The sequence below is a fragment of the Zobellella maritima genome, from assembly GCF_003075035.1.
Taxonomy (GTDB): Bacteria; Pseudomonadota; Gammaproteobacteria; order Enterobacterales; family Aeromonadaceae; genus Oceanimonas; species Oceanimonas maritima.
Map to the genome: position 1 here is coordinate 86,030 of NZ_QCZE01000006.1, position 23,263 is coordinate 109,292.

Annotated in this window: 23 protein-coding genes and 1 tRNA gene; 12 read left to right on the forward strand and 12 right to left on the reverse strand. The window is 57.7% G+C overall.

The window, feature by feature from the left end; all coding sequences use genetic code 11:
• Nucleotides 1–46: 46 nt before the first annotated feature.
• Nucleotides 47–256 carry a SlyX family protein gene (locus DCS96_RS17115; protein WP_116475627.1) on the reverse strand — a complete coding sequence of 70 codons (210 nt, stop codon included), beginning with the start codon at nt 254–256 and terminating at the stop codon, nt 47–49.
• Between the two features lie 285 nt (nt 257–541).
• On the opposite strand from DCS96_RS17115, the gene fkpA reads away from it, so the two are divergent.
• The gene (gene fkpA, locus DCS96_RS17120; protein WP_116475628.1) at nt 542–1,318 is read left to right on the forward strand and encodes an FKBP-type peptidyl-prolyl cis-trans isomerase; all 777 of its coding nucleotides are present in this window, start codon (nt 542–544) and stop codon (nt 1,316–1,318) included.
• A gap of 42 nt (nt 1,319–1,360) precedes the next feature.
• On the opposite strand, the gene DCS96_RS17125 is transcribed toward fkpA, so the two are convergent.
• Nucleotides 1,361–1,678 (reverse strand): GIY-YIG nuclease family protein, encoded by a 318-nt coding sequence (locus tag DCS96_RS17125; RefSeq protein ID WP_116475629.1) that lies wholly within the window; start codon nt 1,676–1,678, stop codon nt 1,361–1,363.
• A gap of 52 nt (nt 1,679–1,730) precedes the next feature.
• Between DCS96_RS17125 and DCS96_RS18640 the strand changes: the two genes are divergently transcribed.
• Nucleotides 1,731–1,883, forward strand: a complete 153-nt coding sequence (locus tag DCS96_RS18640) for a hypothetical protein (protein ID WP_157953653.1) — start codon at nt 1,731–1,733, stop codon at nt 1,881–1,883.
• Between the two features lie 354 nt (nt 1,884–2,237).
• Here DCS96_RS18640 and DCS96_RS17130 read toward each other — a convergent pair whose 3' ends face one another.
• Complete coding sequence (locus DCS96_RS17130; protein ID WP_116475630.1) at nt 2,238–4,010, reverse strand: protein-disulfide reductase DsbD; 1,773 nt, start codon at nt 4,008–4,010, stop codon at nt 2,238–2,240.
• A gap of 355 nt (nt 4,011–4,365) precedes the next feature.
• Here DCS96_RS17130 and DCS96_RS17135 point away from each other — a divergent pair, with 355 nt between their 5' ends.
• Nucleotides 4,366–4,854 carry an FxsA family protein gene (locus tag DCS96_RS17135; protein WP_232818311.1) on the forward strand — a complete coding sequence of 163 codons (489 nt, stop codon included), beginning with the start codon at nt 4,366–4,368 and terminating at the stop codon, nt 4,852–4,854.
• Nucleotides 4,855–4,871: 17 nt separating this feature from the next.
• On the opposite strand, the gene DCS96_RS17140 is transcribed toward DCS96_RS17135, so the two are convergent.
• Nucleotides 4,872–6,170, reverse strand: coding sequence for an MATE family efflux transporter (locus tag DCS96_RS17140; protein WP_116475680.1), 1,299 nt, complete (start codon nt 6,168–6,170; stop codon nt 4,872–4,874).
• Nucleotides 6,171–6,427: 257 nt separating this feature from the next.
• Between DCS96_RS17140 and DCS96_RS17145 the strand changes: the two genes are divergently transcribed.
• From DCS96_RS17145 to DCS96_RS17160, 4 genes are all read left to right on the forward strand, one after another.
• Nucleotides 6,428–6,721 carry a co-chaperone GroES gene (locus tag DCS96_RS17145; protein WP_116475631.1) on the forward strand — a complete coding sequence of 98 codons (294 nt, stop codon included), beginning with the start codon at nt 6,428–6,430 and terminating at the stop codon, nt 6,719–6,721.
• A gap of 30 nt (nt 6,722–6,751) precedes the next feature.
• A complete protein-coding gene (groL, locus tag DCS96_RS17150) occupies nt 6,752–8,398 on the forward strand; it encodes a chaperonin GroEL (protein WP_116475632.1) in 1,647 nt (548 codons plus the stop codon).
• 264 nt (nt 8,399–8,662) lie between these two features.
• Nucleotides 8,663–9,166, forward strand: coding sequence for a molybdopterin-binding protein (locus DCS96_RS17155; protein ID WP_116475633.1), 504 nt, complete (start codon nt 8,663–8,665; stop codon nt 9,164–9,166).
• Nucleotides 9,167–9,168: 2 nt separating this feature from the next.
• Nucleotides 9,169–11,130, forward strand: a complete 1,962-nt coding sequence (locus DCS96_RS17160; RefSeq protein WP_116475634.1) for a putative bifunctional diguanylate cyclase/phosphodiesterase — start codon at nt 9,169–9,171, stop codon at nt 11,128–11,130.
• Between the two features lie 24 nt (nt 11,131–11,154).
• On the opposite strand, the gene DCS96_RS17165 is transcribed toward DCS96_RS17160, so the two are convergent.
• Together DCS96_RS17165 and epmB are read right to left on the reverse strand one after the other, a co-directional pair.
• Nucleotides 11,155–11,463: a hypothetical protein gene (locus DCS96_RS17165; RefSeq protein ID WP_116475635.1), complete on the reverse strand. Its 309-nt coding sequence runs from the start codon at nt 11,461–11,463 to the stop codon at nt 11,155–11,157.
• A gap of 9 nt (nt 11,464–11,472) precedes the next feature.
• Nucleotides 11,473–12,492 (reverse strand): EF-P beta-lysylation protein EpmB, encoded by a 1,020-nt coding sequence (gene epmB, locus DCS96_RS17170; RefSeq protein WP_198650119.1) that lies wholly within the window; start codon nt 12,490–12,492, stop codon nt 11,473–11,475.
• 42 nt (nt 12,493–12,534) lie between these two features.
• Between epmB and efp the strand changes: the two genes are divergently transcribed.
• The gene (gene efp, locus DCS96_RS17175; RefSeq protein WP_116475637.1) at nt 12,535–13,101 is read left to right on the forward strand and encodes an elongation factor P; all 567 of its coding nucleotides are present in this window, start codon (nt 12,535–12,537) and stop codon (nt 13,099–13,101) included.
• Nucleotides 13,102–13,191: 90 nt separating this feature from the next.
• On the opposite strand, the gene DCS96_RS17180 is transcribed toward efp, so the two are convergent.
• Nucleotides 13,192–13,551 carry a RidA family protein gene (locus tag DCS96_RS17180; RefSeq protein WP_116475638.1) on the reverse strand — a complete coding sequence of 120 codons (360 nt, stop codon included), beginning with the start codon at nt 13,549–13,551 and terminating at the stop codon, nt 13,192–13,194.
• A 300-nt stretch (nt 13,552–13,851) separates the two neighbouring features.
• Between DCS96_RS17180 and DCS96_RS17185 the strand changes: the two genes are divergently transcribed.
• Together DCS96_RS17185 and epmA are read left to right on the forward strand one after the other, a co-directional pair.
• Nucleotides 13,852–14,277 (forward strand): VOC family protein, encoded by a 426-nt coding sequence (locus DCS96_RS17185; protein ID WP_116475639.1) that lies wholly within the window; start codon nt 13,852–13,854, stop codon nt 14,275–14,277.
• 26 nt (nt 14,278–14,303) lie between these two features.
• Nucleotides 14,304–15,281, forward strand: coding sequence for an elongation factor P--(R)-beta-lysine ligase (epmA, locus tag DCS96_RS17190; RefSeq protein WP_116475640.1), 978 nt, complete (start codon nt 14,304–14,306; stop codon nt 15,279–15,281).
• Nucleotides 15,282–15,536: 255 nt separating this feature from the next.
• Here epmA and DCS96_RS17195 read toward each other — a convergent pair whose 3' ends face one another.
• The 5 genes from DCS96_RS17195 to rsgA form a co-directional block, all read right to left on the reverse strand.
• Nucleotides 15,537–16,040: a DUF4136 domain-containing protein gene (locus DCS96_RS17195; protein WP_116475641.1), complete on the reverse strand. Its 504-nt coding sequence runs from the start codon at nt 16,038–16,040 to the stop codon at nt 15,537–15,539.
• A gap of 33 nt (nt 16,041–16,073) precedes the next feature.
• Entirely contained in the window at nt 16,074–16,985 is a 912-nt protein-coding gene (locus tag DCS96_RS17200) for a LysR substrate-binding domain-containing protein (RefSeq protein WP_116475642.1), read from the reverse strand.
• Nucleotides 16,969–20,295 carry a miniconductance mechanosensitive channel MscM gene (mscM, locus tag DCS96_RS17205; RefSeq protein WP_116475643.1) on the reverse strand — a complete coding sequence of 1,109 codons (3,327 nt, stop codon included), beginning with the start codon at nt 20,293–20,295 and terminating at the stop codon, nt 16,969–16,971. The genes DCS96_RS17200 and mscM overlap by 17 nt, the downstream gene beginning before the upstream one ends.
• Before the next feature lie 102 nt (nt 20,296–20,397).
• A complete protein-coding gene (asd, locus tag DCS96_RS17210; RefSeq protein ID WP_116475644.1) occupies nt 20,398–21,258 on the reverse strand; it encodes an archaetidylserine decarboxylase in 861 nt (286 codons plus the stop codon).
• Nucleotides 21,259–21,306: 48 nt separating this feature from the next.
• Nucleotides 21,307–22,344 carry a small ribosomal subunit biogenesis GTPase RsgA gene (gene rsgA, locus DCS96_RS17215; RefSeq protein WP_116475645.1) on the reverse strand — a complete coding sequence of 346 codons (1,038 nt, stop codon included), beginning with the start codon at nt 22,342–22,344 and terminating at the stop codon, nt 21,307–21,309.
• An 86-nt stretch (nt 22,345–22,430) separates the two neighbouring features.
• Here rsgA and orn point away from each other — a divergent pair, with 86 nt between their 5' ends.
• Nucleotides 22,431–22,976 carry an oligoribonuclease gene (orn, locus tag DCS96_RS17220; RefSeq protein ID WP_116475646.1) on the forward strand — a complete coding sequence of 182 codons (546 nt, stop codon included), beginning with the start codon at nt 22,431–22,433 and terminating at the stop codon, nt 22,974–22,976.
• A 146-nt stretch (nt 22,977–23,122) separates the two neighbouring features.
• Nucleotides 23,123–23,198 (forward strand) — tRNA-Gly (locus DCS96_RS17225).
• Nucleotides 23,199–23,263 lie beyond the last annotated feature (65 nt).

A 23,263-nucleotide genomic window follows, 5' to 3' on the forward strand; every position in this document is an offset into this window, starting at 1 on the left:
GGTTACCTCATGCCGGTCATCGACTGAAAGGCGGCTGCCCTTGCCATCAGTAATGAGGCGGCGGCGTTTCTTCCGACTGGCTGGCAATCTGCCCGCCCTGTATTTCCTTTAATTTTGAACCCATCAGGGTGAGCTGAGTCTTAAGTTTGGCGAGCTCGGCACCCTGGGCGGTGATTTCCCGGTGGAGCTGCTCTATGGTGTCGTCCTGAAATGCCAGGCGGGTTTCCAGTTGTTCGATGCGGGCATCCTGATTCATGCTGACCTCTTGTCGATTGCCGGGCTTGGGTGATGAGCTGGGCGATGGGGTGATGACCGGGTTATTGTCACCGAAGCCGCCGGCCGAAACCAGTTACTTTGCCATGGGCCGGTTGCTTATCGGCACTGGTTTTACGCGGGGCTGACGAAAGATGGCGTAGCCTACAGGCCTGTGGATATTTTTACGTGCTTGGGCTTTCGCATGGACAAGCTGAGACGGTAGTATAGGGCGTGAGTGATAAGTACTTTATTTTCCATGGGGTTGCGCCCCAGTTTGGAGTAGATAATGAAAAAACTGTTGCAAGTAAGTTTGTTGGCATCTGCTGTGCTGGTGGGGTTGAGTGGCTGTAAAGATGACAAAGTGGCGGAAACTGCGCCGGCGGCAACCACCGATTCCGGTGTGGAGCTGACCAGCTTTGAGCAGAAGTCGGCCTATGCCATTGGTTTATCCATGGGCCGCTACATTGGCTCGACCCTGGAAAAACAACAGGAACTGGGCGTTGACCTTGATGACGAGGTTATCTTGCAGGGGGTAAAGGACGGGTTTGCCGATCAGGGACAGATGTCTGACGAGGAAGTGCAGGGTGCCCTGACTGCCTATGACGAACGCATCAATACCCTGATAGAGCAACAGGCAGAGGAAAAGGCGGCGGCCAACCAGGCCAAGGGCCAGGAATTCCTGGCAGAAAATGCCAAGCGTGACGGTGTCCAGGTCACCGACTCCGGCCTGCAGTATGAAGTGCTGACGGCAGCAGAAGGCAACAAGCCAAAGGCCGAAGATGTGGTGACAGTTCACTATACCGGGACCCTGATCGACGGCACCCAGTTCGACAGTTCGGTTGAGCGTGGCGAGCCCGCCAGCTTCCCGCTGAATCAGGTGATACCGGGATGGACCGAAGGCGTGCAGCTGATGCCGGTTGGTGCCAAGTACAAGTTCTTTATTCCCGCCGAGCTTGGTTACGGTGAGACAGGTGCCGGTACCATTCCCGGTAATTCAGTGCTGATCTTTGAGGTTGAGCTGCTGGAAATTGCCCAGGCCGAGGAAGTGGCAAGCGAAGATTAACGACCGGTTAATCGAAAAAAAAGGCGCCATTCGGCGCCTTTTTTATTCTGCTTCGCAGCCGATCAACCAGCCCTGCCAGTGCTCGGGGGCCGCGAGCAGGGCTTCCTTGTGTGCTTTCGGCAGGCGTTTGAGGCGGCGCTCCAGGCGCAGAGCCTGCGATTTGTCGGTGAGGGGCTGTTGCCATACCAGTACCGCCGGACGGCGTGACCAGACATAGCGTGATGCCCGGCGTGCATCACGATTATGCTCCCGGCACCGTCGTTGTGGATCCAGGGTGATACCCGCATACAGGCTGCCGTCCCGGCAGCGCAACAGATAAATAAACCAGTTTTGGCAGTGCTCATCCGGGACTGAGTTCATTTAGCCGTTTATAATCAAAAGGTTGATAAGACGGATAATACCGGGTTCCAGAATGAATAGAAACGATAGCGATGCAGCCCTGGTGCCGGGTTCTCTTATTGCACCGGGGCTGGCCGAACGGGAAGTTCAGGTGGCTCTGGCCTTATGGTCGCTTGGCTTTTCGGTCACGGCAGACACCCTGACCGAGTTATACCAATCCCAGTAAAGCTCTGATCATCTTTGACAGGGTTACTGAGACGCTTTGTCCGACATTACGAAGGGATGAAATAGAGCAATTGTTTACTGGGATTAATGCCGTTATACGAGGCGCTCGATAAGGAGCGGCATACAATCCCTGCTTTCTTGACGCAGGCGGGATTCAGCCTGCAGGAGATCAATGGGACGGCGCCGGCGGTTAGCGATCATGGGTAGACAACTATGGTGAGCGACGGGCGGCGCAATGCTATTGTGCCGATGCCATTCGCTCCGTCCAGCAAGGTTACTTCGCCGTGTCCTATCTTGACAGCTATATCCCGGAGCGAAAACAGCTGCAGGTGGTATCGTCTGGAATAGCGCCGTCTCAGCCGTCGGCCATGCGATGGCGGGCAAGGTGCTCGGCAAAGGCGTCCGCCCCCATAAAGCCGGTTATCCGGCTGCCCGCCGGTTCTTCTCCATGCTTGTCGAAGAACACCAGGGTCGGCAGACCCAGCACCTTGAGTTCATTGAGCAGCTCGATGTCATCCGTGTCATTCCCGGTCACGTCCGCCTGCAGCAGATGCATCTGCTGTAGGCGTTGCTGTACTCCCGGCTGACTGAAGGTCTTGTGCTCAAAGTCCTTGCAGGCCACGCACCAGTCGGCATACAGGTCAACCATCACCGTTTTACCCTGCTCCCGGGCAAAAGCCAGCTGCAGGGCCAGATCGTCGACGGTCTTGATGCGGGTAAAGCCGACCGGCTGGCCGGCGGGCTCCGGCTTTTGCAGTTGCTGCCAGCCAGACAATAGGGTCAGGGCAAGGCCGGCAGTCAGTCCGAGCGTGATGGCGGAACGCAGTGCCGACAGGGCGCGGCGCCGGTTCTGATGATAGAGGTAGCCAATCAGCATCAGCGCCAGCGCCAGCCAGAGCCAGACAATTAGCGAGTCGGACAGCAGCCGGGCCAGCAGGAGAATGGCCACCGCCAGCAAGCCAAAGCCAAACAGGGCCTTGACCTGGTGCATCCAGGCGCCGGCCCTGGGCAACAGCTTGCCGCCACTGGTGCCGAGGATGAGCAGCGGCACCCCCATGCCGAGGCTGAGGGCATACAGCACCAGGCCGCCGAGTACCAGATCGCCGCTATGGGCGACATAGAGCAGGGCACCGGAGAGCGGCGCCGTGGTGCAGGGGGAGCAGACCAGCCCAGAGATCATGCCCATGGCGGCGACGCCCGGCGTGGAGCCGCCGCGCTGGCGATTGGCCAGCCCGGCTAGCCGGGTTTGCAGGTGGTTGGGCAGACGCAGTTCATAGAGTCCGAACATAGACAGCGCCAGCATGCCAAACAGCAGCGCCAGGATCACCAGCACCAGGGGATGCTGAAATGCTGCCTGGGCCTGCAGGCCGATGGAGGCGACTACCAGGCCGAGCAGGGTGTAGGTCAGGGCCATGCCCTGTACATACACGAAGGACAGCCACAATGCCCGAGCAGTGCTTAGCCGACCGCTGCCGGCGATAATACCGGTGAGTATCGGATACATGGGAAAGACGCAAGGGGTAAAGGCCAGACCGATTCCCAGTAACAGGAAGACACCCATGTTGAGCCAGACACCCTGGCTGCTCAGGGTGGCGGCGAGCAGGCCTTGTTCGCTGGCATCGAAGCGGGTATCGACCGGTGAGCCTTTACCGGCGGCCGTGGGAATGGCTCGGTTCCCGTCGGCAACGGCATCAAGTGCTATGTCGAGTCGTTCAGGTGGGTAGCAGAGACCCGTAGTACATCCCTGATAAGCGAAGCTGACCCTGGCCTCGGCATCAACATTTTCCAGCGGCAAGCGGAGCTGCAGGTTCTGGTAATAGACCTGGCTCTTGCCAAAGTATTCATCCTCGTGGGGGGTGCCTTCCGGCAGCAGCCACTGACCCAGCTCGGCCCCTTCCGTACTCAGTGAAATACTGTGGCGATAGAGATAATAATCGGGTTCAATATCAACATGGATAACCAGCTGGCCGTTCTGTTGCCAGCTGTCGACCCTGAACGCCTGCTCCACCCGCAGGAAGGCGTCTTGCACCGGGGCACTGTTGCCCGCGGCAAGCCGCTCCAGCAGACCGGCGCTGGCGGGACTGGCCAACAAGCAACAGACTAAAAGAATATGAATTCTGTGTAACATCGGATATCCACCTGGCATTACGTTGACCGCTCGCTTGGCACCAGTATCTTGGATTTATCATAGCTATGCAGTTGTCTGCTGCATTGACTGGGCTCATGAAAGCTGGAGGAGTTGATCAACAGCGGCATTGCGGGAGCCAGCCCAAGCTTGGTCGCACCCTGTTGGGATGGCGGCAAAATCATGAACAGTAACGGGACGCACCCTAATATACCCCGGGAAGCAAACAAGATCACTCGTCGGCATTGGCCGGGGCGCATACCAGTGGGAGAGATTTTTGCTTGAAAGTGGTGCGCTTTGCCCCCATTTTATTACCCTTAACCCGAATAAAGCCGAAACCGGCGTGATGAGGTAACGAGTGGGTAAAGTGTTTTTGTTATTTGTCGGCATGACCTTGCTGGAAATTTTTGTATTTATCCAGGTAGGCTCGGCCATCGGCGCCTGGACCACCATCGCCTTGATCATCCTGACCGCCCTGGCGGGTATTAACCTGGTGCGTCATCAGGGGCTGAAAACCATGATGGATGCCCAACAAAAGATGAACCGGGGGGAGGCGCCGGCACAGGAAATGTTGTCTGGCCTGATGCTGGGGGTCAGCGGACTCTTGCTGCTGATCCCGGGGTTTGTTTCCGACCTCGTCGGTCTGGCGCTGTTGCTGCCTCCGGTGCGTGAGCGGCTGGCAACCCGATTGATAGGGAATGCCCAGGTTCATATGCGTCAGGGGCGGACCTTTACCCATGCGGAGTACCATTACACCGAACAAGGGGTTGAGCGCCCCGGCATCAAACGTCATCCTCAGGATCAAGGCTCTACCTTTGAAGGCGACTACCAGCGCAAGGACGACTAATCCTGTATTGGCAAGCCTCAGGCCAGCGGGTGCTTGATCTGCCAGGGAAAGCGCTGCCAGGCGAACAGACAGGCAATCAGTCCCGCCAGCATGTTCGCCAGCAGTATGCCCGTAAAAATGCCTGGTTCGCCACTCCAGCCGGCACCCAGCCAGGCCAGGGGCAGCAACAGGCCAAATAGTCGCAGGCCGTTCAGCATCAGCGAAATCACCGATACCCGCAGACCGTTCAGGGCCGAGGACAGCAACATAAAACAGCCCTGCAGGCCGTAGCCGAGCGGTACCAGCCGCAGATACAGGGTGATATGTCGGGCCACCACGTCGCTGTCGGTAAAGGCCCTGGCAATCAGAGGCGCCAGCAACCACAGCAAGGCAAATACCAGCATTTGAAAGCCCAGGGCGAAACGCATGCTCATCAGCAGGGCGGTGCGACTGCGCTCGTGCAGGCCGGCTCCGGTATTCTGTGAGATAAAGGGCGCGAGGACCGAGCTGAGCGCCATCATCACGATCAATACCAAGGCCTCCACCCGGGAGGCGGCACCATAGGCGGCCACCACCTCCGTTCCCAGACCGGCCAGTACCGTCATCAGCAGGGCGGTGGCGATGGGATTGAGCATGTTGGTAAAAGAGGCGGGGATGGCCACATGCAACAGCTGACGCCAATGGGCAAGCAGTACCGGCAGGGGAGACAGGCGCCAGATCAGCAGGCGTTCACGGGTCTGCAGCAGATACATGCCCACCAGCATGGCCATCAGCCAGGAGCAGGCTGAGGCAATGGCCGCGCCGCGAATACCCAGTTCGGGAAAGGGGCCCAGCCCGAAGATTAGCAGGGGGTCGAGCAGGCCGTTGACCAGTCCGGCCACCGTCATCACCAGGCTGGGAGTGCGGGTATCGCCGGTGGCCCGAATCGCCGCATTGCCGACCATCGGCAGGATCAGCATGGGCACCGCCAGATACCAGATCAGCATATATTCATGGATAAGCCCGATCAGTGAGGCTCCGGCACCCAAGGCGCGGAACAGGGGATCTATGGTGCCGGCGCCGGCGAATGCCAGCAGGCTGACCAGCAACACCGACAACAGCAGGCTGTGGCTGGTGAATTGGGCCGCCTGGCGCTGGTTGCCGGCACCCAGCGCCTGCCCCAGGTTGGCAGACAGGCCCGCCCCCAGGCCCATCGCCAGCGATGTCACTACAAAGGTGACCGGAAAGGTGAAGCTCACCGCCGCCAGTGCCTCTGTACCCAGCAGCCCGATAAAGAAGGTGTCGACCAGGTTGAACGCCAGGATGGCGACGATGCCCAGCGCCATGGGTCCTGTCATCCTGGCCAGCTGCGGGCCTATGGGCGCGGTAAGCAGGGAGTTTTGTCGTGCCACTCGGACTCTCTTGATTGAACGCGGGTCATGGCCGCGTAAGGGTGGCGGCTATGATAACGCCCCGCTGGAGCAAAATTTAAAAAATTTTGGGTTCTACCCCTTGAAGGGGAAAAAAGCGCTCCCATATAAAGGGTCAACGGAACAGTTTGCGGCCTTGGGCCGTTTATCTCACAAGGTAACAACACTCATCAGGAGAGTTATCGATGAACATTCGTCCATTGCACGATCGTGTCATTATCAAGCGTATTGAAGCCGAATCCAAATCTGCCGGTGGTATCGTACTGACCGGCTCCGCCGCCGAGAAATCTACCCGTGGTGAAGTCCTGGCGGTCGGTAATGGCCGGACCCTGGATAGCGGTGAAGTGAAGCCTATGTCCGTCAAGGTTGGCGACCAGGTTATTTTCAATGAAGGTTTTGGTGTCAAGACCGAGAAGCTGGACGGCCAAGAAGTGCTGATCCTGTCTGAGAACGATATCCTGGCTATTGTCGAAGCCTAATTTTCATTCAGCTTAAAGGAAGAAAGAACAATGGCAGCTAAAGACGTAAAATTTGGTAACGATGCCCGCGTTAAAATGCTCAAGGGTGTAAACATCCTGGCCGACGCCGTGAAAGTGACCCTGGGCCCCAAAGGCCGCAACGTGGTACTGGACAAGTCCTTCGGTGCCCCCAACATCACCAAAGACGGCGTGTCCGTAGCCAAGGAAATCGAGCTGGAAGACAAGTTCGAGAACATGGGCGCCCAGATGGTGAAGGAAGTTGCTTCCAAGGCCAACGATGAAGCGGGTGACGGTACCACTACTGCCACCGTACTGGCTCAGTCCATCGTCAACGAAGGTCTGAAAGCGGTTGCCGCCGGTATGAACCCGATGGATCTGAAGCGCGGTATCGACAAGGCCGTGATCCAGGCTGTTGAAGAACTGAAGGGCCTGTCTGTTCCCTGTAAAGACACCACCGCCATTGCCCAGGTAGGTACCATTTCCGCCAACTCCGACGAGACAGTGGGCGCGCTGATCGCCGAAGCCATGGAAAAAGTCGGCACCGACGGTGTCATCACCGTGGAAGAAGGCCAGGCCCTGCAGGACGAGCTGGATGTGGTAGAAGGCATGCAGTTCGACCGTGGCTACCTGTCTCCCTACTTCATCAACAAGCAGGAAAACGGCACCGTCGAGCTGGACGATCCCTTCATCCTGCTGGTTGACAAGAAAGTATCCAACATCCGCGAACTGTTGCCGGTACTGGAAGGTGTGGCCAAGCAATCCAAGCCGCTGCTGCTGGTAGCCGAAGACGTGGAAGGCGAAGCCCTGGCCACCCTGGTTGTCAACAACATGCGCGGTATCGTGAAAGTGGCCGGCGTCAAGGCGCCGGGCTTCGGCGACCGTCGCAAGGCCATGCTGCAGGATATCGCTATCCTGACCGGTGGTACCGTGATCTCCGAAGAAGTGGGCATGGAGCTGGAGAAGGCGACCCTGGAAGATCTGGGCCGTGCCAAGCGCGTGGTGGTTACCAAAGACAACACCACCATCATCGATGGCGTGGGTGAGGTTGACGCCATCAATGCCCGTGTTGCACAGATCCGTCAGCAAATCGAAGAGTCTTCTTCCGATTACGACAAGGAGAAGCTGCAGGAGCGTGTGGCCAAGCTGGCTGGCGGTGTTGCCGTGATCAAGGTGGGTGCTGCCACCGAGATGGAAATGAAAGAGAAAAAAGCCCGCGTTGACGATGCTCTGCACGCCACTCGCGCCGCGGTTGAAGAAGGTGTGGTGCCTGGCGGCGGTGTGGCGCTGGTACGCGTTGCCAGCAAGCTGGTCGGCCTGCTCGGTGACAACGAAGATCAGAACGTGGGTATCAAGGTTGCCCTGCGCGCCATGGAAGCCCCGCTGCGTCAGATCGTCACCAACGCCGGTGAAGAAGCCTCTGTAGTGGTATCCAAGGTCAAGGCCAGCGAAGGTAACTACGGTTACAACGCCGGTAACGACAGCTACGGCGACATGCTGGAAATGGGTATCCTGGATCCGACCAAGGTCACTCGCTCTGCCCTGCAGTTCGCCGCTTCCGTGGCCGGTCTGATGATCACCACCGAAGCCATGGTTACCGACCTGCCGAAAGACGAAGCCGCTGCCATGCCTGATATGGGCGGTATGGGTGGCATGGGTGGCATGGGCGGCATGATGTAATCCGTCTCATCTCCCCTTTTCCCGGCGTTTGACTGTCGGGAACATCCTAATCCGGGCCCTGGTGGCCCGGATTTTTTTATTGATACTTTCTCCGGATCTGAGTATTGATTATATCGGCCTGCTCGCGACTATCATTGGATTGCGATGATGGAATTAAGATTCATATGGATCTATGCGATACTGACTCGTTTGAGTGTTATTTTTCAGGCGCGGTTGTTTATTTGTCATTGGCAATAAGACAAATAAAAGCAGGGAGGAGCGGCAATGAAAGTGATTGGCTTGGTGCTGATACTGCTGGGATGGCAGTTGCAGGCACAGGAGGCAATGGAGCCGGTGGTATTGAGTATTTCGGGTCCGATTATCGAGCATGGTCAACACCTGGATCGGGTGGATTATACCCTGCGCCAGTTGCAGGCATTTCCGCAGGATAATATCACGACCAGTCATGTCTGGACGCGGCAGCCTCATACCTATACCGGACCGGCGTTGCAGCAGTTGCTGGCCCCCTTGTTTGCCCATACCACCATAAAAACCCTGACACTCGGCGGATTAAACGGCTACAGCATCGCGGTTGACTGGTCGAAGGTGGTACCTTACGACCCCATTCTGGCCTGGCAGGATAATGGCCAGGCAATGAGCCGCAGAAACAAGGGGCCCCTGTGGTTGATGTTGCCCTTTGATCAGGTGCCCGTGTTGCAGCAGGCCGAATTTACCCACTTGATGGTTTGGCAGCTGCGTCATATCAAAGTCCAAACGGAGATTAACTAGGCGTGCAGATCCCGCTGGTATACTGGTTCAAGAGCAATCAGGTCACTCTTAATTATCTGAAGACAGGCGCGACCCTGCTGCTGCTGGGCATCATGATACTGTTTGCCGTCGGCGCCACCCATACCCTGGTCAAGATACGCGATCATAACAGCCTGCTGGAGCAGAGAGCCTATGACGTCCCCTGGTCGCTGATGCAATTGCAGCTGGAAATGGGACGCTTTATCGATGCGGTACGGTTACGGCACTACGGGGCAGTGACCCATGATGAACTGATGCTGCGTTACGATATTCTCTGGAGTCGTACCCCGGTATTGCTGAGTGGTAAACTCACGGAGGTGTTGGATAGAAGGCCGGACCTGCTGCAATTGGTGCAACAGATTGAAAACCGGGTCCAGGGGCTGGAGCCACAAGTGGTAAAGCTGTTGCCCAACAGTTCCGACTATCAGACCATCCTGATCGAGCTGATTCCCTATTTCGAGCCTTTGTCTCAGACGGTAACCGCGACCATGCAGAACAATGTGCGGTTTTATAACGAGTATGATCAGGCCTATCGGGCCCTGAGCCAGCGGCTCAATATCCAGGTGGCCAGTCTGTTCGTCAGCGTGATCCTGCTGCTGCTGCTGCTGTTGCGAGAACACCTCCGTCACCAGCAGCAGCAGCTGAAAGATCCGCTGACCCAGCTGGCCAACAGGGCAGCAGCCCAGCGGCGGCTGAACCTGCTGATCGGACGGGCGGTGCCCTTTAGTGTGACCCTGATAAAAATACGGCAATTTGGTGATATCAATCGTAAATTCGGTTTTGAATTCGGTGACGAGCTGTTACAGGCGGTGGCCTGCCGGGTGTCAGAATCTTTGTCCGCCAATGAGTACCTTGCCCGCCTGGAGCGGGATGAGTTCCTGCTGGTAGCCGAGGGACTGGTTGAACTGGAAGAGGTCAGGGCCCAGGTTTCCCGGATCCGCGAAGCCATCGGCCGTCGACAGAGTATTATGGAGCATGATTTTTACCTGCAGCCCATGATCGGGGTTGCCCTGTACCCCTCGGATGCGGGTACCGCGGTCGAGCTGGTCTCCCACGCGGAAATCGCGTTGGATTTGTGCCGTCGGCAGCAGGCACCGTATGTCTTTTTTGACCCCTCCCTGCTGAAAGAAATCACCCGTACCCGGCAGCTGGCCACCGATCTGATCGTCGCCATGGAAAACCACAGCCTGACACTGAGCTATCAACCTGTGATCGAGCTGGGATCGGGCCGGTGCACAGGGCTGGAGGCCCTGTGTCACTGGCACCACCCCGAATTTGGGGTGATTACCCAGCCGGAGCTGCTACGGGTGGCCGAACAGTTTCAATTGTCGGAACGCCTGGTCAACTGGGTCTTGCGGCTTTCCTGCCGGTATCTGTGCAACTGGCACCAGCAGGGATATCGACAGCTGACTTTGGTCTTGAAGATCCCCCCGTCGGTGTTTCGCCAGGAACTGTTGGCGGCGATCCGGGACGAGTTGAAGCAGGCCGGCTTGAAACCGCAGGATCTGGTGCTGGAAGTGACCGAGGAGACCCTGGCGCAGGATATTCCGGGCACGATGGTGTTAATGGATACTTTTGCCCGGCACGGCATCCGCCTGATCCTGGATGGCTTCGGCAGCGGCCTCTCTTCCCTGGGGCAGCTATCCCGCGCACCCTTCGACTGGTTAAAGATTGATACCGGTTTTATGTCTGGCATCGAACATCCGGGTCCGGCCCGTCATCAGCTGGGTAATTTGATTGCCATCGGGCAGGTACTGAACCTGCCGTTGATTTGTGATGGCGTGGTGTCGGAGCATCAGCGGCAGGTGCTCGGCGAGCTTAGCCGGGAGTTAATGATACAGGGGGAGCTGGTCACTCGCCCCCTGCCGGCACTGGAGGTTCAGGCCTGGCTGAAAAAGCATGGCACAGCGCCAGGCGGTGGCCTGAGGGCAGCGACACCCGCCTAAATCGCCAGGGGCGAGCGGCCCCGATCAGGACAGGCGGACAAACTGGTTCAGGGTCGCGGCCAGCAACTGGATCTTGCTGACCATGCGGGCCAGCAGTTTGGCATATTCTTCCTGATCAGCCATTTCCAGCAGTTCCAGCTCTTCTGCCAGCTCCGCCACGTAGGGCATAAAATGATCCGCGTGGCAGATAAACTGGCTGTCCTCCCGCAACACCGCATTGAATTTGGCCTGACCCTTGTCTCGCAGGGCCTGCAATTTCTTATCTGCGTCTATGGCCTGGTGGTACAACTCTTTAATGGTGTCATGCAACTTGGCGGTGACAGAATCGTGCATTGGTGCTCCTTAACGGGGTTCGAGGCCGAGATCGATGGGTGTTTTACTGTTTTCCCCACCGATTTCCCGCACCAGCCTGGGCATCAGGAAACCAGGCAGGCGTGCCAACAGCAAGGCCATGAGGTGTTTGGCCTGTTTGTCGTCGACGGCAAAATGGGCGGCGCCTTCGACCTTGTCCAGTTGATGCAAATAATAAGGTAAAACGCCGGCTTCAAACAATCGTTCAGACAGCTGGACCAGAATGTCTGCATCATCATTGACGCCGGCCAGCAATACACTCTGGTTGAGCAGGGTAATGCCGGCGTGGCGCCAGTCCCGGCACAGGGCTGCCAGTTTTTCATCTATTTCCCTGGCATGGTTGATATGCAGCACCATGACGGCTTGCAGCCGGCTATTGGCCAGGCGAGCCCTTAACGTGTCGGTCAGGCGGCTCGGAATCACCACCGGCAGCCGGGTATGAATTCGCAGCCGCTTGATGTGGGGAATGGCTTCCAGCTCGTCGAGCAAGACGGACAGCTGCCGATCGTTGGCCATCAGCGGATCGCCGCCGGAGAGGATCACCTCGTTGATCTCGGGATCGTGGCGGATATAGTCCAAGGCCTGTTGCCGGCCGGCCCTGTCGGGGCTGTTGTCGCCATAGGGAAAATGGCGGCGGAAACAGTAACGGCAATTGACGGCACAACCGCCGCGCAGCACCAATAGTACCCGCGAGCGGTATTTGTGCAACAGGCCGGGCAGGGCGCTGTCGTGTTCTGCCAGCGGATCCCGGACATATCCGGGAACCTGCCGAAATTCTTCGGCCAGGGGCAGCACCTGGCGCAGCAGGGGATCCCGGGCATTGCCTTTTTCCATCTTGTCGGCAAAGGGACGGGGAACCCGCATGGGGAACAGACGACGGGCGGCCAGTCCGGCCTGCCAGGGAGCCGGGTCCAGATCCAGGTAAGCCAGCAGTTGTTCAGGGGTGGTGAAGGCCTGGGCAAGCTCTTTTTGCCAGTTAATATGTAAATCTTCACCGTTTAGGGGTATCATTGCCGGCATTTTCTGCAACTCTGTGACATTCTCGAGGGTAAAATGGCCTCTTATAGTACCAATGAATTCCGATCCGGCCTAAAGATTATGCTGGATGGCGAGCCTTGTGCCATTATCGAAAACGAATTCGTCAAGCCGGGCAAGGGCCAGGCATTCAACCGGGTAAAGATCCGTCGCCTGCTTAACGGCAAGGTGCTGGAAAAGACCTTCAAGTCCGGCGACAGTGTGGAAGCGGCGGACGTCATGGATATGGAACTGGCCTATCTGTACAACGATGGTGAGTTCTATCATTTCATGAACAACGACACCTTCGAACAGCTGGCTGCCGACGACAAGGCCGTGGGTGATGCCAAGCTGTGGCTGAAAGAGCAGGATGTGTGCGTACTGACCCTGTGGAACGGCGCCCCTATCTCGGTGACCCCGCCCAATTTCGTTGAACTGGAAGTGGTGGAAACCGATCCGGGTCTGAAAGGTGATACCGCCGGTACCGGTGGCAAGCCGGCCACCCTGAGCACAGGCGCCGTGGTACGGGTTCCGCTGTTTATTCAGATCGGTGAGGTGCTGAAAATCGACACCCGTTCCGGGGAATATGTCTCTCGAGTGAAATAATCTACTCGTCCTGCCTCTGAAAAACGGCGCTTCGGCGCCGTTTTTTTTTGCCCTGGTATTATTATTTTTACTGTTGCTGTCTTTTTCTGTTCAGGCGTCGGCCCTGGCGGCCACAAAGGCAATTTCCACCAGCAGATCCGGGTTGAGCAGCTCGACCTTCAGGCAGGCACGGGAGGGGGCGCAACCGGCCGGCAGCCAGGCTTCCCATTCTTCATTGAAGGCAGCGACATTGTTTCTGTCGGTGATGTAGATGGTGACCGACAAGATTCGGGACTTATCGCTGCCCGCTTGCGCCAGGGATGCCTCGGCCTGGGCAAAGATCTGACGTGCCTGCTCCCTGATACCGGTAGACGCATCCGCATCTTCGGGAATTTCCACAACATGCACCAGTCCGTTATAAATGGTGGCATCCGACCAGCGGGGAGCCGGGTTGATACGCTGAATATCCATAGGTAGATCCTTAAAAAGTGAAACACATAGCAAGAGGCGGCACCGAATACCCCAGACACGGGCCACGGGTATTTCAACATGCCTGGCCTGCCAAGGGGGAAGACATGCGTTCATGCAAGGGAACCGATCCTATTCATCGTCGCAGCCATTGCAACTCTTTGATGTCATCACATGGGTACGCAGAGACTTCTGACCCGGGCAGCGTTGTCTTTAACGAGGCAGACGGATCTCAGTTTACCCTTTTAATCCGATTAATTTTACGCCATTCTCATAGCAGCCTAAGCAAAAGAGGGTGCTTGTATGTTTCAGATCCTGGGAATTGATCATCTGGTACTGAGGGTCCGGCACCCGGAACGCATGATTGACTTTTACTGCCGTATTCTGGGGTGTCAGCTGGAGCGGGAGAAAACCGATATCGGCCTGTATCAACTGAGAGCCGGAAACAGCCTGATCGATCTGGTGGATATCCGAGGCCCGCTGGGCGGTGATGGTCTGGAGGCTGATCAGTGCAGGGCCAACCTGGATCATTTCTGCCTGCGCATTACGCCGTTCGACGCCGACCGGCTGCTGACCTACTTCAGTCAGGCCGGGGTGATTTGTGAGTCGCCGGTGATGCGTTATGGCGCCGAAGGCGAGGGCTTGTCTATCTACCTGTTTGATCCGGAAGGTAATCAACTGGAGCTAAAAGGTCCACCCGAGGCTGGTAAAGCGGCAGGGCAAGGGTAAAATCGCCTTTTTTGCCGGAAAACCTTATGTCTCAGCCTGTCGACTGGCGGCCTTCGGCCTCCCTTGCCCTGTTACAGCAAAGGGCCAGTATACTGGCCCTTATCCGCGATTTTTTCAGCCAGCGTGGTGTGCTGGAGGTGGATACCCCGACCCTGGCCCAGGCGGGGGTGACGGATCTGCACCTGGAAAACTTTGTCACCCGCTTTGTCGGACCGGGCATGGCTCGAGGGCAGGATCTGTATCTGCAGACGTCGCCTGAATTCCATATGAAACGCTTGCTGGTGGCGGGCAGCGGGCCTGTCTACCAGATATGCAAGTCCTACCGTAACGAAGAGTCCGGGCGCCTGCACAACCCTGAATTTACCATGCTGGAGTGGTACCGGACCGGCTTCGATCATCATCGGCTGATGGACGAGATGGCCGAGTTGTTGATGCTGGTATTGAGCTGTGGCGAGCCCGAGCGGCTGAGCTATCAGGCTGCGGTCCGGCAGCAGCTGGGGGTCTGTCCGTTAACGGCCAGCCTGGATGAGCTGAAGGCGGCGGCACTGGGCCTGGGGGCCGATGAGCTGGTCGCCGGGGAAGAGGACAGGGATACCCTGTTGCAGCTGATGTTCGCCTTGGGAGTGGAGCCCGTCATTGGACAACGGGTACCCTGTTTTATCCATGATTTTCCTGCCAGCCAGGCGGCCTTGGCCCGGGTCAGCCCGGATGACCCGCGGGTGGCCGAGCGTTTCGAGGTGTACTTCAAGGGTATAGAGTTGGCCAATGGATTCCATGAGCTGAGCGATGCGGATGAGCAGCGGCGGCGCTTCGAACAGGACAACCGGCTGCGTGTCGCCCGTGGCCTTGCTCCCAAGCCTATAGATGAATACCTGCTTGCGGCCCTGCATGCCGGCCTGCCTGATTGTGCCGGGGTGGCGCTGGGTATCGATCGGTTGGTGATGCTGGCGCTTGAAGCCGAACGGCTGGAGCAGGTGATCGCCTTTCCCGTGGATCGGGCCTGAATGTGAGTTTTAAGCTGTAGGCCTGACTCTTGGTCACAAGTTGTCAGTACCGCCTGCGAAGCCAGGTATCAACTGGGGGGCTGCTCAGGCACGCTTCAGGCTCATTGTGTTGCAGGCAAATGCCATCTGACCGGCATCCCGGGTGGTCAGCTGCGCGGTTGAGTCCCTATGGATGGGGCTACGGCGTGTCATGCGACAATCAGAGGCCGGCTGTCTTTCTTCAAGCTTTCAGCTTTACGTTTCCGGCGGACTTTCTCACCGTCGGGGCGGATAATTTTCCAGCAGGTGCCGTACCAGCTCCTCTACCCGCACACTGCGCTCTGCGCCCCGGTATTGCGCGGGAAAGGCCTGCCTGGCCTTGCTCTGCCAGACCATCTTGCGGGTGCGGGCATCGGTCAGCATCAGGGTCAGCTTCTGCTCCTGTACCGAACCATATACCCGCTCTTCATCATACCAGCCGGACCCGCGGTGATAACGTCCTCTTGGCAGCATACGTGGCATGGTGGTCAGCAGCCGGGTTTCGGTGGTGAGGCGGTAATTCAGCCAGAGCGCCGCCTGGTCGGCCGGTTTGGGCGTCAGTCCTTTCTCCGCCAGTAACTGCAGGGAATATTCGCCTATCCTGGCCCCGTCCAGGGACTGGAAATCGCCCTCGGGGGAGAGGGCTATGCTGTCGTACTGGTCGAAGTTGACGTCTTCATCATAGTCGTAAGGTGAGGCGCAACCGGCAAGCAGCAGACAAAACAGGAAGATTCTCACCATAATGCCTCCGACATATACCTTGAGTATGGCCGCTCAGTGCAAAATTTCCCTGGCTAGTTCCAGCAATGCCGCACGGGCCGGGTGATCGCCCCTGTCCTTGTGCCAGGCAAAGTGGAAGAAGCGTTTCAGAGACAGCTCCGGGACCGGCAATGCCACCAGGGTACCGGCTGCCAGTTCTTCGGCCACGCTCAGGCGGGAGACGCAGCTGAGCCAGGGCCGGCACTGCAGCAGGCGCTTGATGGTCGGCAGATGGGGGTATTCCTGACGGATCTTCAGCGGCCCCATCTTGCCTTGCAGTGCCTGTTCGAAGGTATCCCGGGTACCGGAGCCGGGTTCGCGTAAAATCCATTCGCTTTTGCTCAACTGCTCCAGGCCGACCCGTTGGCATTGTGCCAGGGGGTGCTGGGGGTGGCAGACGATTACCAGTTCATCTTGAGTCCAGGGTTCCAGTTTGAGCCACTTTTCCTGTGCCTGCGCTTCAATCAGTGCCAGTTCCAGCTTGCCCAGGTACAGCTGGTTCAACAGGCTGTGGGTGTTATCGACCACCAGGCTAATATCCAGTTGGGGGTAACGGCGGGAGCTGTACTCAATCAGCTCGGGTATCCAGTAGTCGGCGATGGTGCGACTGGCACCCAGCTTGAGGCGGCCGGCGATGGGGCTCTGGCCCTTGAAGCCCTGTTCAATCAAATAGCTTTCGGCCATCATCTTTTGGGCCCGGGGCAGCAGCCATTGGCCCCAGGCATTGAGTTTAAGGCGGCGACCGACCCGATCAAACAAGGGATGATTAAGCTGGCGCTCCAGCTCCTGTAACGCCATGGTGGCGGCTGACTGGGTCATGGCCATCAGTTCGGCGGCCTGGCTCAGGCTGCCACGTTCGGCCACGGTGACGAATAACCTGAGCTGTTTTAGGGTGAAGTTCATCTCGGGGTCAGCCTCTGCCGGCATCGATTGTCCTGATCGGCTGCTCGCCAATCAGGCGAATATCGATCTGCTGATGGGGGATCTTGATATCGTACCGGCGCAATCGCTCCAGTAGCAGGTTGTGCAGTTCATGGGTCATCGGCATGCGATGGGACATATCGTTGACATATACCCGTACTTCATAGACCAGGGCCGAATCGGTCATTTCCACGAGGAAAACCTCCGGGATGGGGGAATCCAGGATCAGGCTGCATTCACCGATGGCCTCGTGGGTGAGGGCCTGTACCAGCTCGATATCCGCATCCAGGCGCACCCGGATCAACAGCTTCACCCGGGTAATGGCATCGGACAACGACCAGTTGATAAACTGCTCGGTAATAAAGGCCTTGTTGGGCACTATGATTTCCCGCCTGTCCCAATCCACTATGGTGGTTGCCCGGGTCTTGATTTTGGATATGGTGCCGGTCAACTCCCGTATGGTAACGGTATCACCGATCCGGATGGGTTTTTCGAACAGGATGATCAGGCCGGATACGAAGTTGGCAAAAATCTCCTGTAGTCCGAATCCCAGGCCGACCGACAGGGCGGCGACCAGCCATTGGGTTTTGGACCAGTCGATGCCGAGCATGGCGAAGGTGGTAAAGGAGCCGACGATCAGCACCACATATTTGGATATGGTGGTAATGGCGAAGCCGGTACCGGGTGACAGATCCAGGCGCTGTAACAGGCTCAGCTCCATCAATCCGGGCAGGTTGCGAGCAGTGACCAGGGTCAGCACCACCACGAATACGGCGATCACCAGATCCTTCAGGGAGATGGGCACCAGGCTGTCTTCGCCGGCGAGGGTGCTGCTGACCTGCCACACTTCGATGGTGTCGAGAAAGCTGAAGGCGGTATTGAGCTCGGACCAGAGCAGCATCAGCCCCAGCACATAGCCAAACATCAGTGCCGAACGCAGCAAGCCCAGGGACTGGGAACTGATGGTGTTCAGATCCACTTCCGGCTCTTCGGTCATTTCCATCTCGCTGCTGGCCTGCGGTTCGGCACCCTCTTCTTTCTGTTTTACCCGTTCCTTGCCTCTTTGTGCCAGCATCTCGGCCCGTTTGCTCTTGGCCCGCTCAAAAGCCAGACGGCGCCTCTGTAACAGCATCCAGCGGCTCACCAGGTAGTAGAACAGCAGGAAGCTGACCCCGACCAGCACCGACACCTCAAGCTGGCGCAACAGGGTGTAGGCGGTGAACAGATAACCCATCATGGCGGCAACCATGGCGGCCAGCGGCGAGATGATCAGCACGGCCCAGAGCAGGTGGTTGACGTAGGTCAGATGTTCCCTTTTGGGGGTGGTGATCAGCAATGGCAGGCCTTCCCGGTACATGCGCCAGGAAAATAAGCTGATCAGCACGCAACCGAACATAAAGCTGAGCCGGCCCTGGGTGTCGTACAAGGAATACTCACGAAACTCCTGGGATACATAGAACAGCAGCAGGGCGGGCAGCAACATCAGCATCAGGGTCTGAAACTGGCGGCGGATCCGCTGGACCTTTTGCCGAGGCAGATTGAAATGCACCACCAGCAGGCCGTTGCCACGCATCAGGTTGGTGACCACCAGCAGGATAAAGACCGGCGCCATCAGCTCCCTGAGGCCGTGTGCCAGGGCCGCAACGATGGGCGGTGCCCAGGTTGAGTCGATGGCGTTGCCCAGCAGGGACAACAGGGCGGGGAGCGGCAGGGCGGATAGCAGGCTGAGCAGCAGGGTATTGAAGGTGTACTGGTACTTGTCCAGGGTGACCTTGCCGATGCGGGTGCTGATGTCGGCCAGGTAGTCTTTCAGGCTGCGTCGACTCAGGTACCACAGATACAGCACCACCAGGCTGCCCAGGCCATAGAGGGTCAGGTTGGCTGTTCCCTGCTGCAACAGAGACTGGGGCAGGGCCGTCCAGGTTTTGGCCTTAAGCAGCCAGCCCAGGGTTTCAGCCAGGGCCTGAGGAAAATGGCCGTCCAGCGGCCGTAGATCCGGCAGCCAGAACAGGCGTTCGTCGGTGAGGGCCTTGATCTCCGCCAACTGGTTGTTTTGGCGGCTATAGGCCACCTTAAGCCGGGTTTGTTCATGAATATAGTTCTCGGTGGCGACAATCAGCCTTTCCAACAGGCGTTGCTGGGTACTCAGCAGTTCTTCCAACTGAGCCAGCTGCTCCGCGTCCAGTTCCGGATCCAGTTGAGCCAGTCGCAGGTTTTCGCTGTAACCATTGGTTTGCAGGTTATCGAGCGCCTCCTGGAAGCTGTACTTGTCGACCCGGCTTTCCACAATGCGGGCTTCCAGCTGGGGCAGCGGATAGGGGGCCGGCAGATCATTGAGCCGGTTGCGCAGGTTTTCCCCGAAGCCCCGGCTTACCTGCAGCCACTCCAGCTGCTCCTTGAGGTTGGCCTGCATGGTGGCCAGCTCGCCGGCTGATTGCTCGACCGCCTGATACTCCTGCTGCAGGGCTTCTATGGCCCGGCTCCTGTCGCTGAGCTGGGTGGACAGTCGTTGATTGAGTTCCTGTTGCTTGGCCAGCAGGGGAGCGTCTGACATGACCTCACCGAGCAAACGATCGCTTTCGGCGATGGTGGCTTCGGTGGTTTCTCTCCGGAGTTCGTTTTGCCGGCCCTGCAAGGCTTCTATCCGGCTGTCCAGATCGGCTATCTGCTTTTGCAAGAGCTCCAGGGTCAGCCTATCCATGCGGTTTCTGTTGGCGGATGAAAGCTGTTCCAGTTCAACGGCCTGAATACGTTTCTGCAGCGCCTGCTCGCGTGCCAGGGCGAGGATCCGGTTGGCGGCCTGCTGGCGCCCTTGACTCTCATCGAGCTGCATGTCATCGAGACTTTTCTGGGTCTTGAGCAGACGCTGACGCAAGTCGTTGAGCAGGTCGAGAAGGCCGCTGTCGCTCAGCTCAAGCAGGTTCAGGGCATTGTTCAGCTCTTCCCGTTGCTGGCTGAGTTTCAGGCGGCGGGTCTGGGCACTGACCAGGGCGAGCTGGGCCGCCTCTTCGGTCATGTTCGCGATGCCAGCGGTGTTGGTGGGCTTGAAATTTTTCAGCTGTTGTTCGAGTTTTTTGGACTTGGCCGGATAGCTGTCCATAAACTCCTTCAGCTCGATGGCTTGTTGCTGATAGCGCTCGCCTTCCCGTACCAGTTGCAGGGCCTGTCCATAGCTGTCACGGAGTCGCTGCAGTTCCGGTTTGTCTCCTTTGGGAACCTCCGCCAGCAAGGCCTCGATATCGGCCGTCGTCTGATCGGCCTGGACAGTGGCAGGTATAAACAACAGGCTCAGCAACAGCAGGATAGGGGCAAGCACGCGACACTCTCGACAATAATGATTAGCTGATTGTTTCTAACCAGGTGATGAGCCTGGTTAGTCTATAAAGCAATCCCTTGGTTCCTTTCCGACTGTTCCCTGTTACTGCGGATTGATTCGACCAAACTCCGTGCCCATCCGGGTCGGGGTACCGGGAGTCAGCTCGGCAGACAGTGTAACCCTGTCCGGAGCAAACAGACACACGACGGTACTGCCCAGTTTAAAGCGACCCATTTCGTCCCCCTTGTTGAGGCGGGGGGCCGTCTCGGGCGCATAATCCCAGCGCTGGATCCGTTTGCCGACCGGCGGTGTGATGGTCCCCGCCCAGGTGGTTTCTATGCTGGCAACGATGGTGGCGCCCACCAGTACCAGGGCCATGGGGCCGACCTGGGTATCGAAGATACACACCACCCGTTCGTTGCGGGCGAACAGGCCGGGTACCCGGGATGCGGTAAGGGGGTTGACCGAGAACAGCTCGCCGGGCACATACACCATGGTCCTCAGTGTTCCGTCGAGGGGCATATGGATGCGGTGGTAGTCTTTGGGGGCCAGATAGATGGTGGCAAAGTCACCGCCCATAAAAGGCGCGGCCAGGGTCTTGTCTCCCCCCAGCAGGGTGCGTGCGCTGTAGTCATGCCCCTTGGCCTGGATGATGCGGCCCTGCTGGATGGGAGCCAGTTGGCTGATGGCGCCATCGACCGGCATGGCGAGCGTCTCGGGCGCGGTCACCAAGGGGCGGGCATCCGGGCTTAATGGTCGGGTGAAAAAGTCGTTGAAGCTGGCATAGTGGGCTGGATCCGGGTGCAGCGCTTCGCTCATATTTACCTGATAGCGACGAATAAACAGGCGTATCAGATATTGGGTCAGGTTACCGCCTTCCATGGCGGCTAGGCGGCCAACCAGGCGGGACAGCAGGTGTTTGGGCAAGAGGTACTGCAGCAGAATTTTCAGGTGATCGATCATGTTGTTACCGAAAAGCAGAGTTGGGTGATGAGTGGCAAAATTGTGACTTCAGGCATTTTTGGGCAGATGTCGGGTGGGGCGATCGGCCATGGCGTCGATAATACGGTGATAGCTCTCCATCCGCTCGGGATGAATATCTCCTTGCTCCTTGGCTTGCTGCAACAGGCAACCCGGATCGGCACCGTGAGTACAATCGCGGAAACGGCAGCCCCCCAGGTAATCCCGGAACTCCCGGAAGCACCAGGCGACCCGTTCGGGTTCCAGGTGCCAGAGTGAAAACTCGCGAATACCGGGTGAGTCGATCAGGGAGCCCCCAGAGGGAAAATGATACAGACGCGCTGTGGTAGTGGTGTGCTGTCCCAGCCCCGAGTTATCGGATACAGCCCCGGTGATGGCCTCGACGTGGGGCATCACAGCGTTGACCAGAGACGATTTCCCTACCCCGGACTGGCCGACAAAGATGCTGGTTTTATCACTCAGCGCCTGCTTGAGTTCGGACAGGCCTTCTCCGCTTTCGCAGCTGACCATCAGCAACTGATAGCCGATATCCCGATAACGCTGCAGGGCCTGCTCGGCTTGCTGGCGTTGTTCCGGGGTGAGCAAGTCGACCTTATTCAAGGCGATGATAGGTGGCATGCCCACATCTTCGGCGGCGACCAGATAACGGTCGATAATATGGCAGCTGAGTTCGGGCAACACGGATGACACCACCACTATCTGATCGATATTGGCGGCAACAGGCTTGATACCGTCATAGTAGTCGGGACGGGTGAGCACGGTTTGGCGAGGATAAACCGCTTCTACCACGCCGCTGATCCCCTGCATATTGTCGGCGCCGGGTCGCCAGACCACACGATCGCCGGTGACCAGGGAGTCCAGTGTGCGTCTCATATTACAGCGATGAATCGCACCCTGGGCATCTTCGATATCCGCATGTTGGCCAAAGCGGCTGATCACAATGCCATCCTGGGGCGAACCCAACAGGCTGTCATCGATCTGCACGTCATTTTTTTGGCGCAGGCGGCGGCTGTGGTTATCACTAACCCTGCGCTTCTGCCCCTTGTTCAGGTGTTTTTTCTTTGTCACGGACTTCCTCAGACCAGCACTGATACCTGGCTATGATACACTTTCCCCTTAAAGCTTGTCCCCATTGCCGATCAAAGAGTAGCGATATGAGCCAGAATGCCGAGAATCTGATTTGGGTTGATTTGGAAATGACCGGGCTGGATCCGGAAGAAAACAGGATCATCGAAATCGCCAGCATAGTGACCGACAAGGAGCTGAACGTGCTGGCCGAAGGGCCTGTGCTGGCCATTCACCAGAGCGAGGCCGAACTGGCCAAGATGGACGAATGGAATGTGCGTACCCATACCGGGTCGGGTCTGGTGGAGCGGGTTAGAAGCAGCAAGGTCGACGAGGCCCTGGCAGTGGAGCAGACCCTGGCGTTCCTGCGGCAGTGGGTACCGGAAGGGGTATCGCCCATGTGTGGCAACTCCATCGGCCAGGACAGACGATTCATGGTCAAACACATGCCCGAACTGGAGGCGTTTTTCCATTACCGCAATATCGATGTGAGCACGGTCAAGGAGCTGGTGCGCCGCTGGCAGCCGGCGTTGCTGGAGCAATTCACCAAGAAGGGCAGCCACCAGGCACTGGATGACATTCGCGAATCCATCGACGAACTGAGGTTTTATCGGGCGCAGGTGTTCAAAATTTGATGTTGCTGGAGACGGTTGCTGTTAAATTCGGCAACCGGTTCTGGAGGCTGAAAAAAATCTTGCATTCATTCATTCGGCTCGTATAATTCGCCTCCCGTAGACAGCAGCAAATCGTATCACCGCCGCCGTCTGCCATAGCAATATTTGCGGGAATAGCTCAGCTGGTAGAGCACAACCTTGCCAAGGTTGGGGTCGCGAGTTCGAATCTCGTTTCCCGCTCCAAATTGAAAGGATATGGCTTACCAGAGCGGTATCTGAAATAGAGGGTCGCAGCGCGGCCCCAAAGA

Bases quoted from the DNA above. Each gene is read 5' to 3' on its own strand.
- DCS96_RS17115 (WP_116475627.1), bottom strand. From the start codon at position 256: ATGAATCAGGATGCCCGCATCGAACAACTGGAAACCCGCCTGGCATTT.
- fkpA (WP_116475628.1), top strand. From the start codon at position 542: ATGAAAAAACTGTTGCAAGTAAGTTTGTTGGCATCTGCTGTGCTGGTG.
- DCS96_RS17125 (WP_116475629.1), bottom strand. From the start codon at position 1,678: ATGAACTCAGTCCCGGATGAGCACTGCCAAAACTGGTTTATTTATCTG.
- DCS96_RS18640 (WP_157953653.1), top strand. From the start codon at position 1,731: ATGAATAGAAACGATAGCGATGCAGCCCTGGTGCCGGGTTCTCTTATT.
- DCS96_RS17130 (WP_116475630.1), bottom strand. From the start codon at position 4,010: ATGTTACACAGAATTCATATTCTTTTAGTCTGTTGCTTGTTGGCCAGT.
- DCS96_RS17140 (WP_116475680.1), bottom strand. From the start codon at position 6,170: ATGACAGGACCCATGGCGCTGGGCATCGTCGCCATCCTGGCGTTCAAC.
- DCS96_RS17145 (WP_116475631.1), top strand. From the start codon at position 6,428: ATGAACATTCGTCCATTGCACGATCGTGTCATTATCAAGCGTATTGAA.
- groL (WP_116475632.1), top strand. From the start codon at position 6,752: ATGGCAGCTAAAGACGTAAAATTTGGTAACGATGCCCGCGTTAAAATG.
- DCS96_RS17155 (WP_116475633.1), top strand. From the start codon at position 8,663: ATGAAAGTGATTGGCTTGGTGCTGATACTGCTGGGATGGCAGTTGCAG.
- DCS96_RS17165 (WP_116475635.1), bottom strand. From the start codon at position 11,463: ATGCACGATTCTGTCACCGCCAAGTTGCATGACACCATTAAAGAGTTG.
- epmB (WP_198650119.1), bottom strand. From the start codon at position 12,492: ATGATACCCCTAAACGGTGAAGATTTACATATTAACTGGCAAAAAGAG.
- efp (WP_116475637.1), top strand. From the start codon at position 12,535: ATGGCCTCTTATAGTACCAATGAATTCCGATCCGGCCTAAAGATTATG.
- DCS96_RS17180 (WP_116475638.1), bottom strand. From the start codon at position 13,551: ATGGATATTCAGCGTATCAACCCGGCTCCCCGCTGGTCGGATGCCACC.
- DCS96_RS17185 (WP_116475639.1), top strand. From the start codon at position 13,852: ATGTTTCAGATCCTGGGAATTGATCATCTGGTACTGAGGGTCCGGCAC.
- epmA (WP_116475640.1), top strand. From the start codon at position 14,304: ATGTCTCAGCCTGTCGACTGGCGGCCTTCGGCCTCCCTTGCCCTGTTA.
- DCS96_RS17195 (WP_116475641.1), bottom strand. From the start codon at position 16,040: ATGGTGAGAATCTTCCTGTTTTGTCTGCTGCTTGCCGGTTGCGCCTCA.
- DCS96_RS17200 (WP_116475642.1), bottom strand. From the start codon at position 16,985: ATGCCGGCAGAGGCTGACCCCGAGATGAACTTCACCCTAAAACAGCTC.
- asd (WP_116475644.1), bottom strand. From the start codon at position 21,258: ATGATCGATCACCTGAAAATTCTGCTGCAGTACCTCTTGCCCAAACAC.
- orn (WP_116475646.1), top strand. From the start codon at position 22,431: ATGAGCCAGAATGCCGAGAATCTGATTTGGGTTGATTTGGAAATGACC.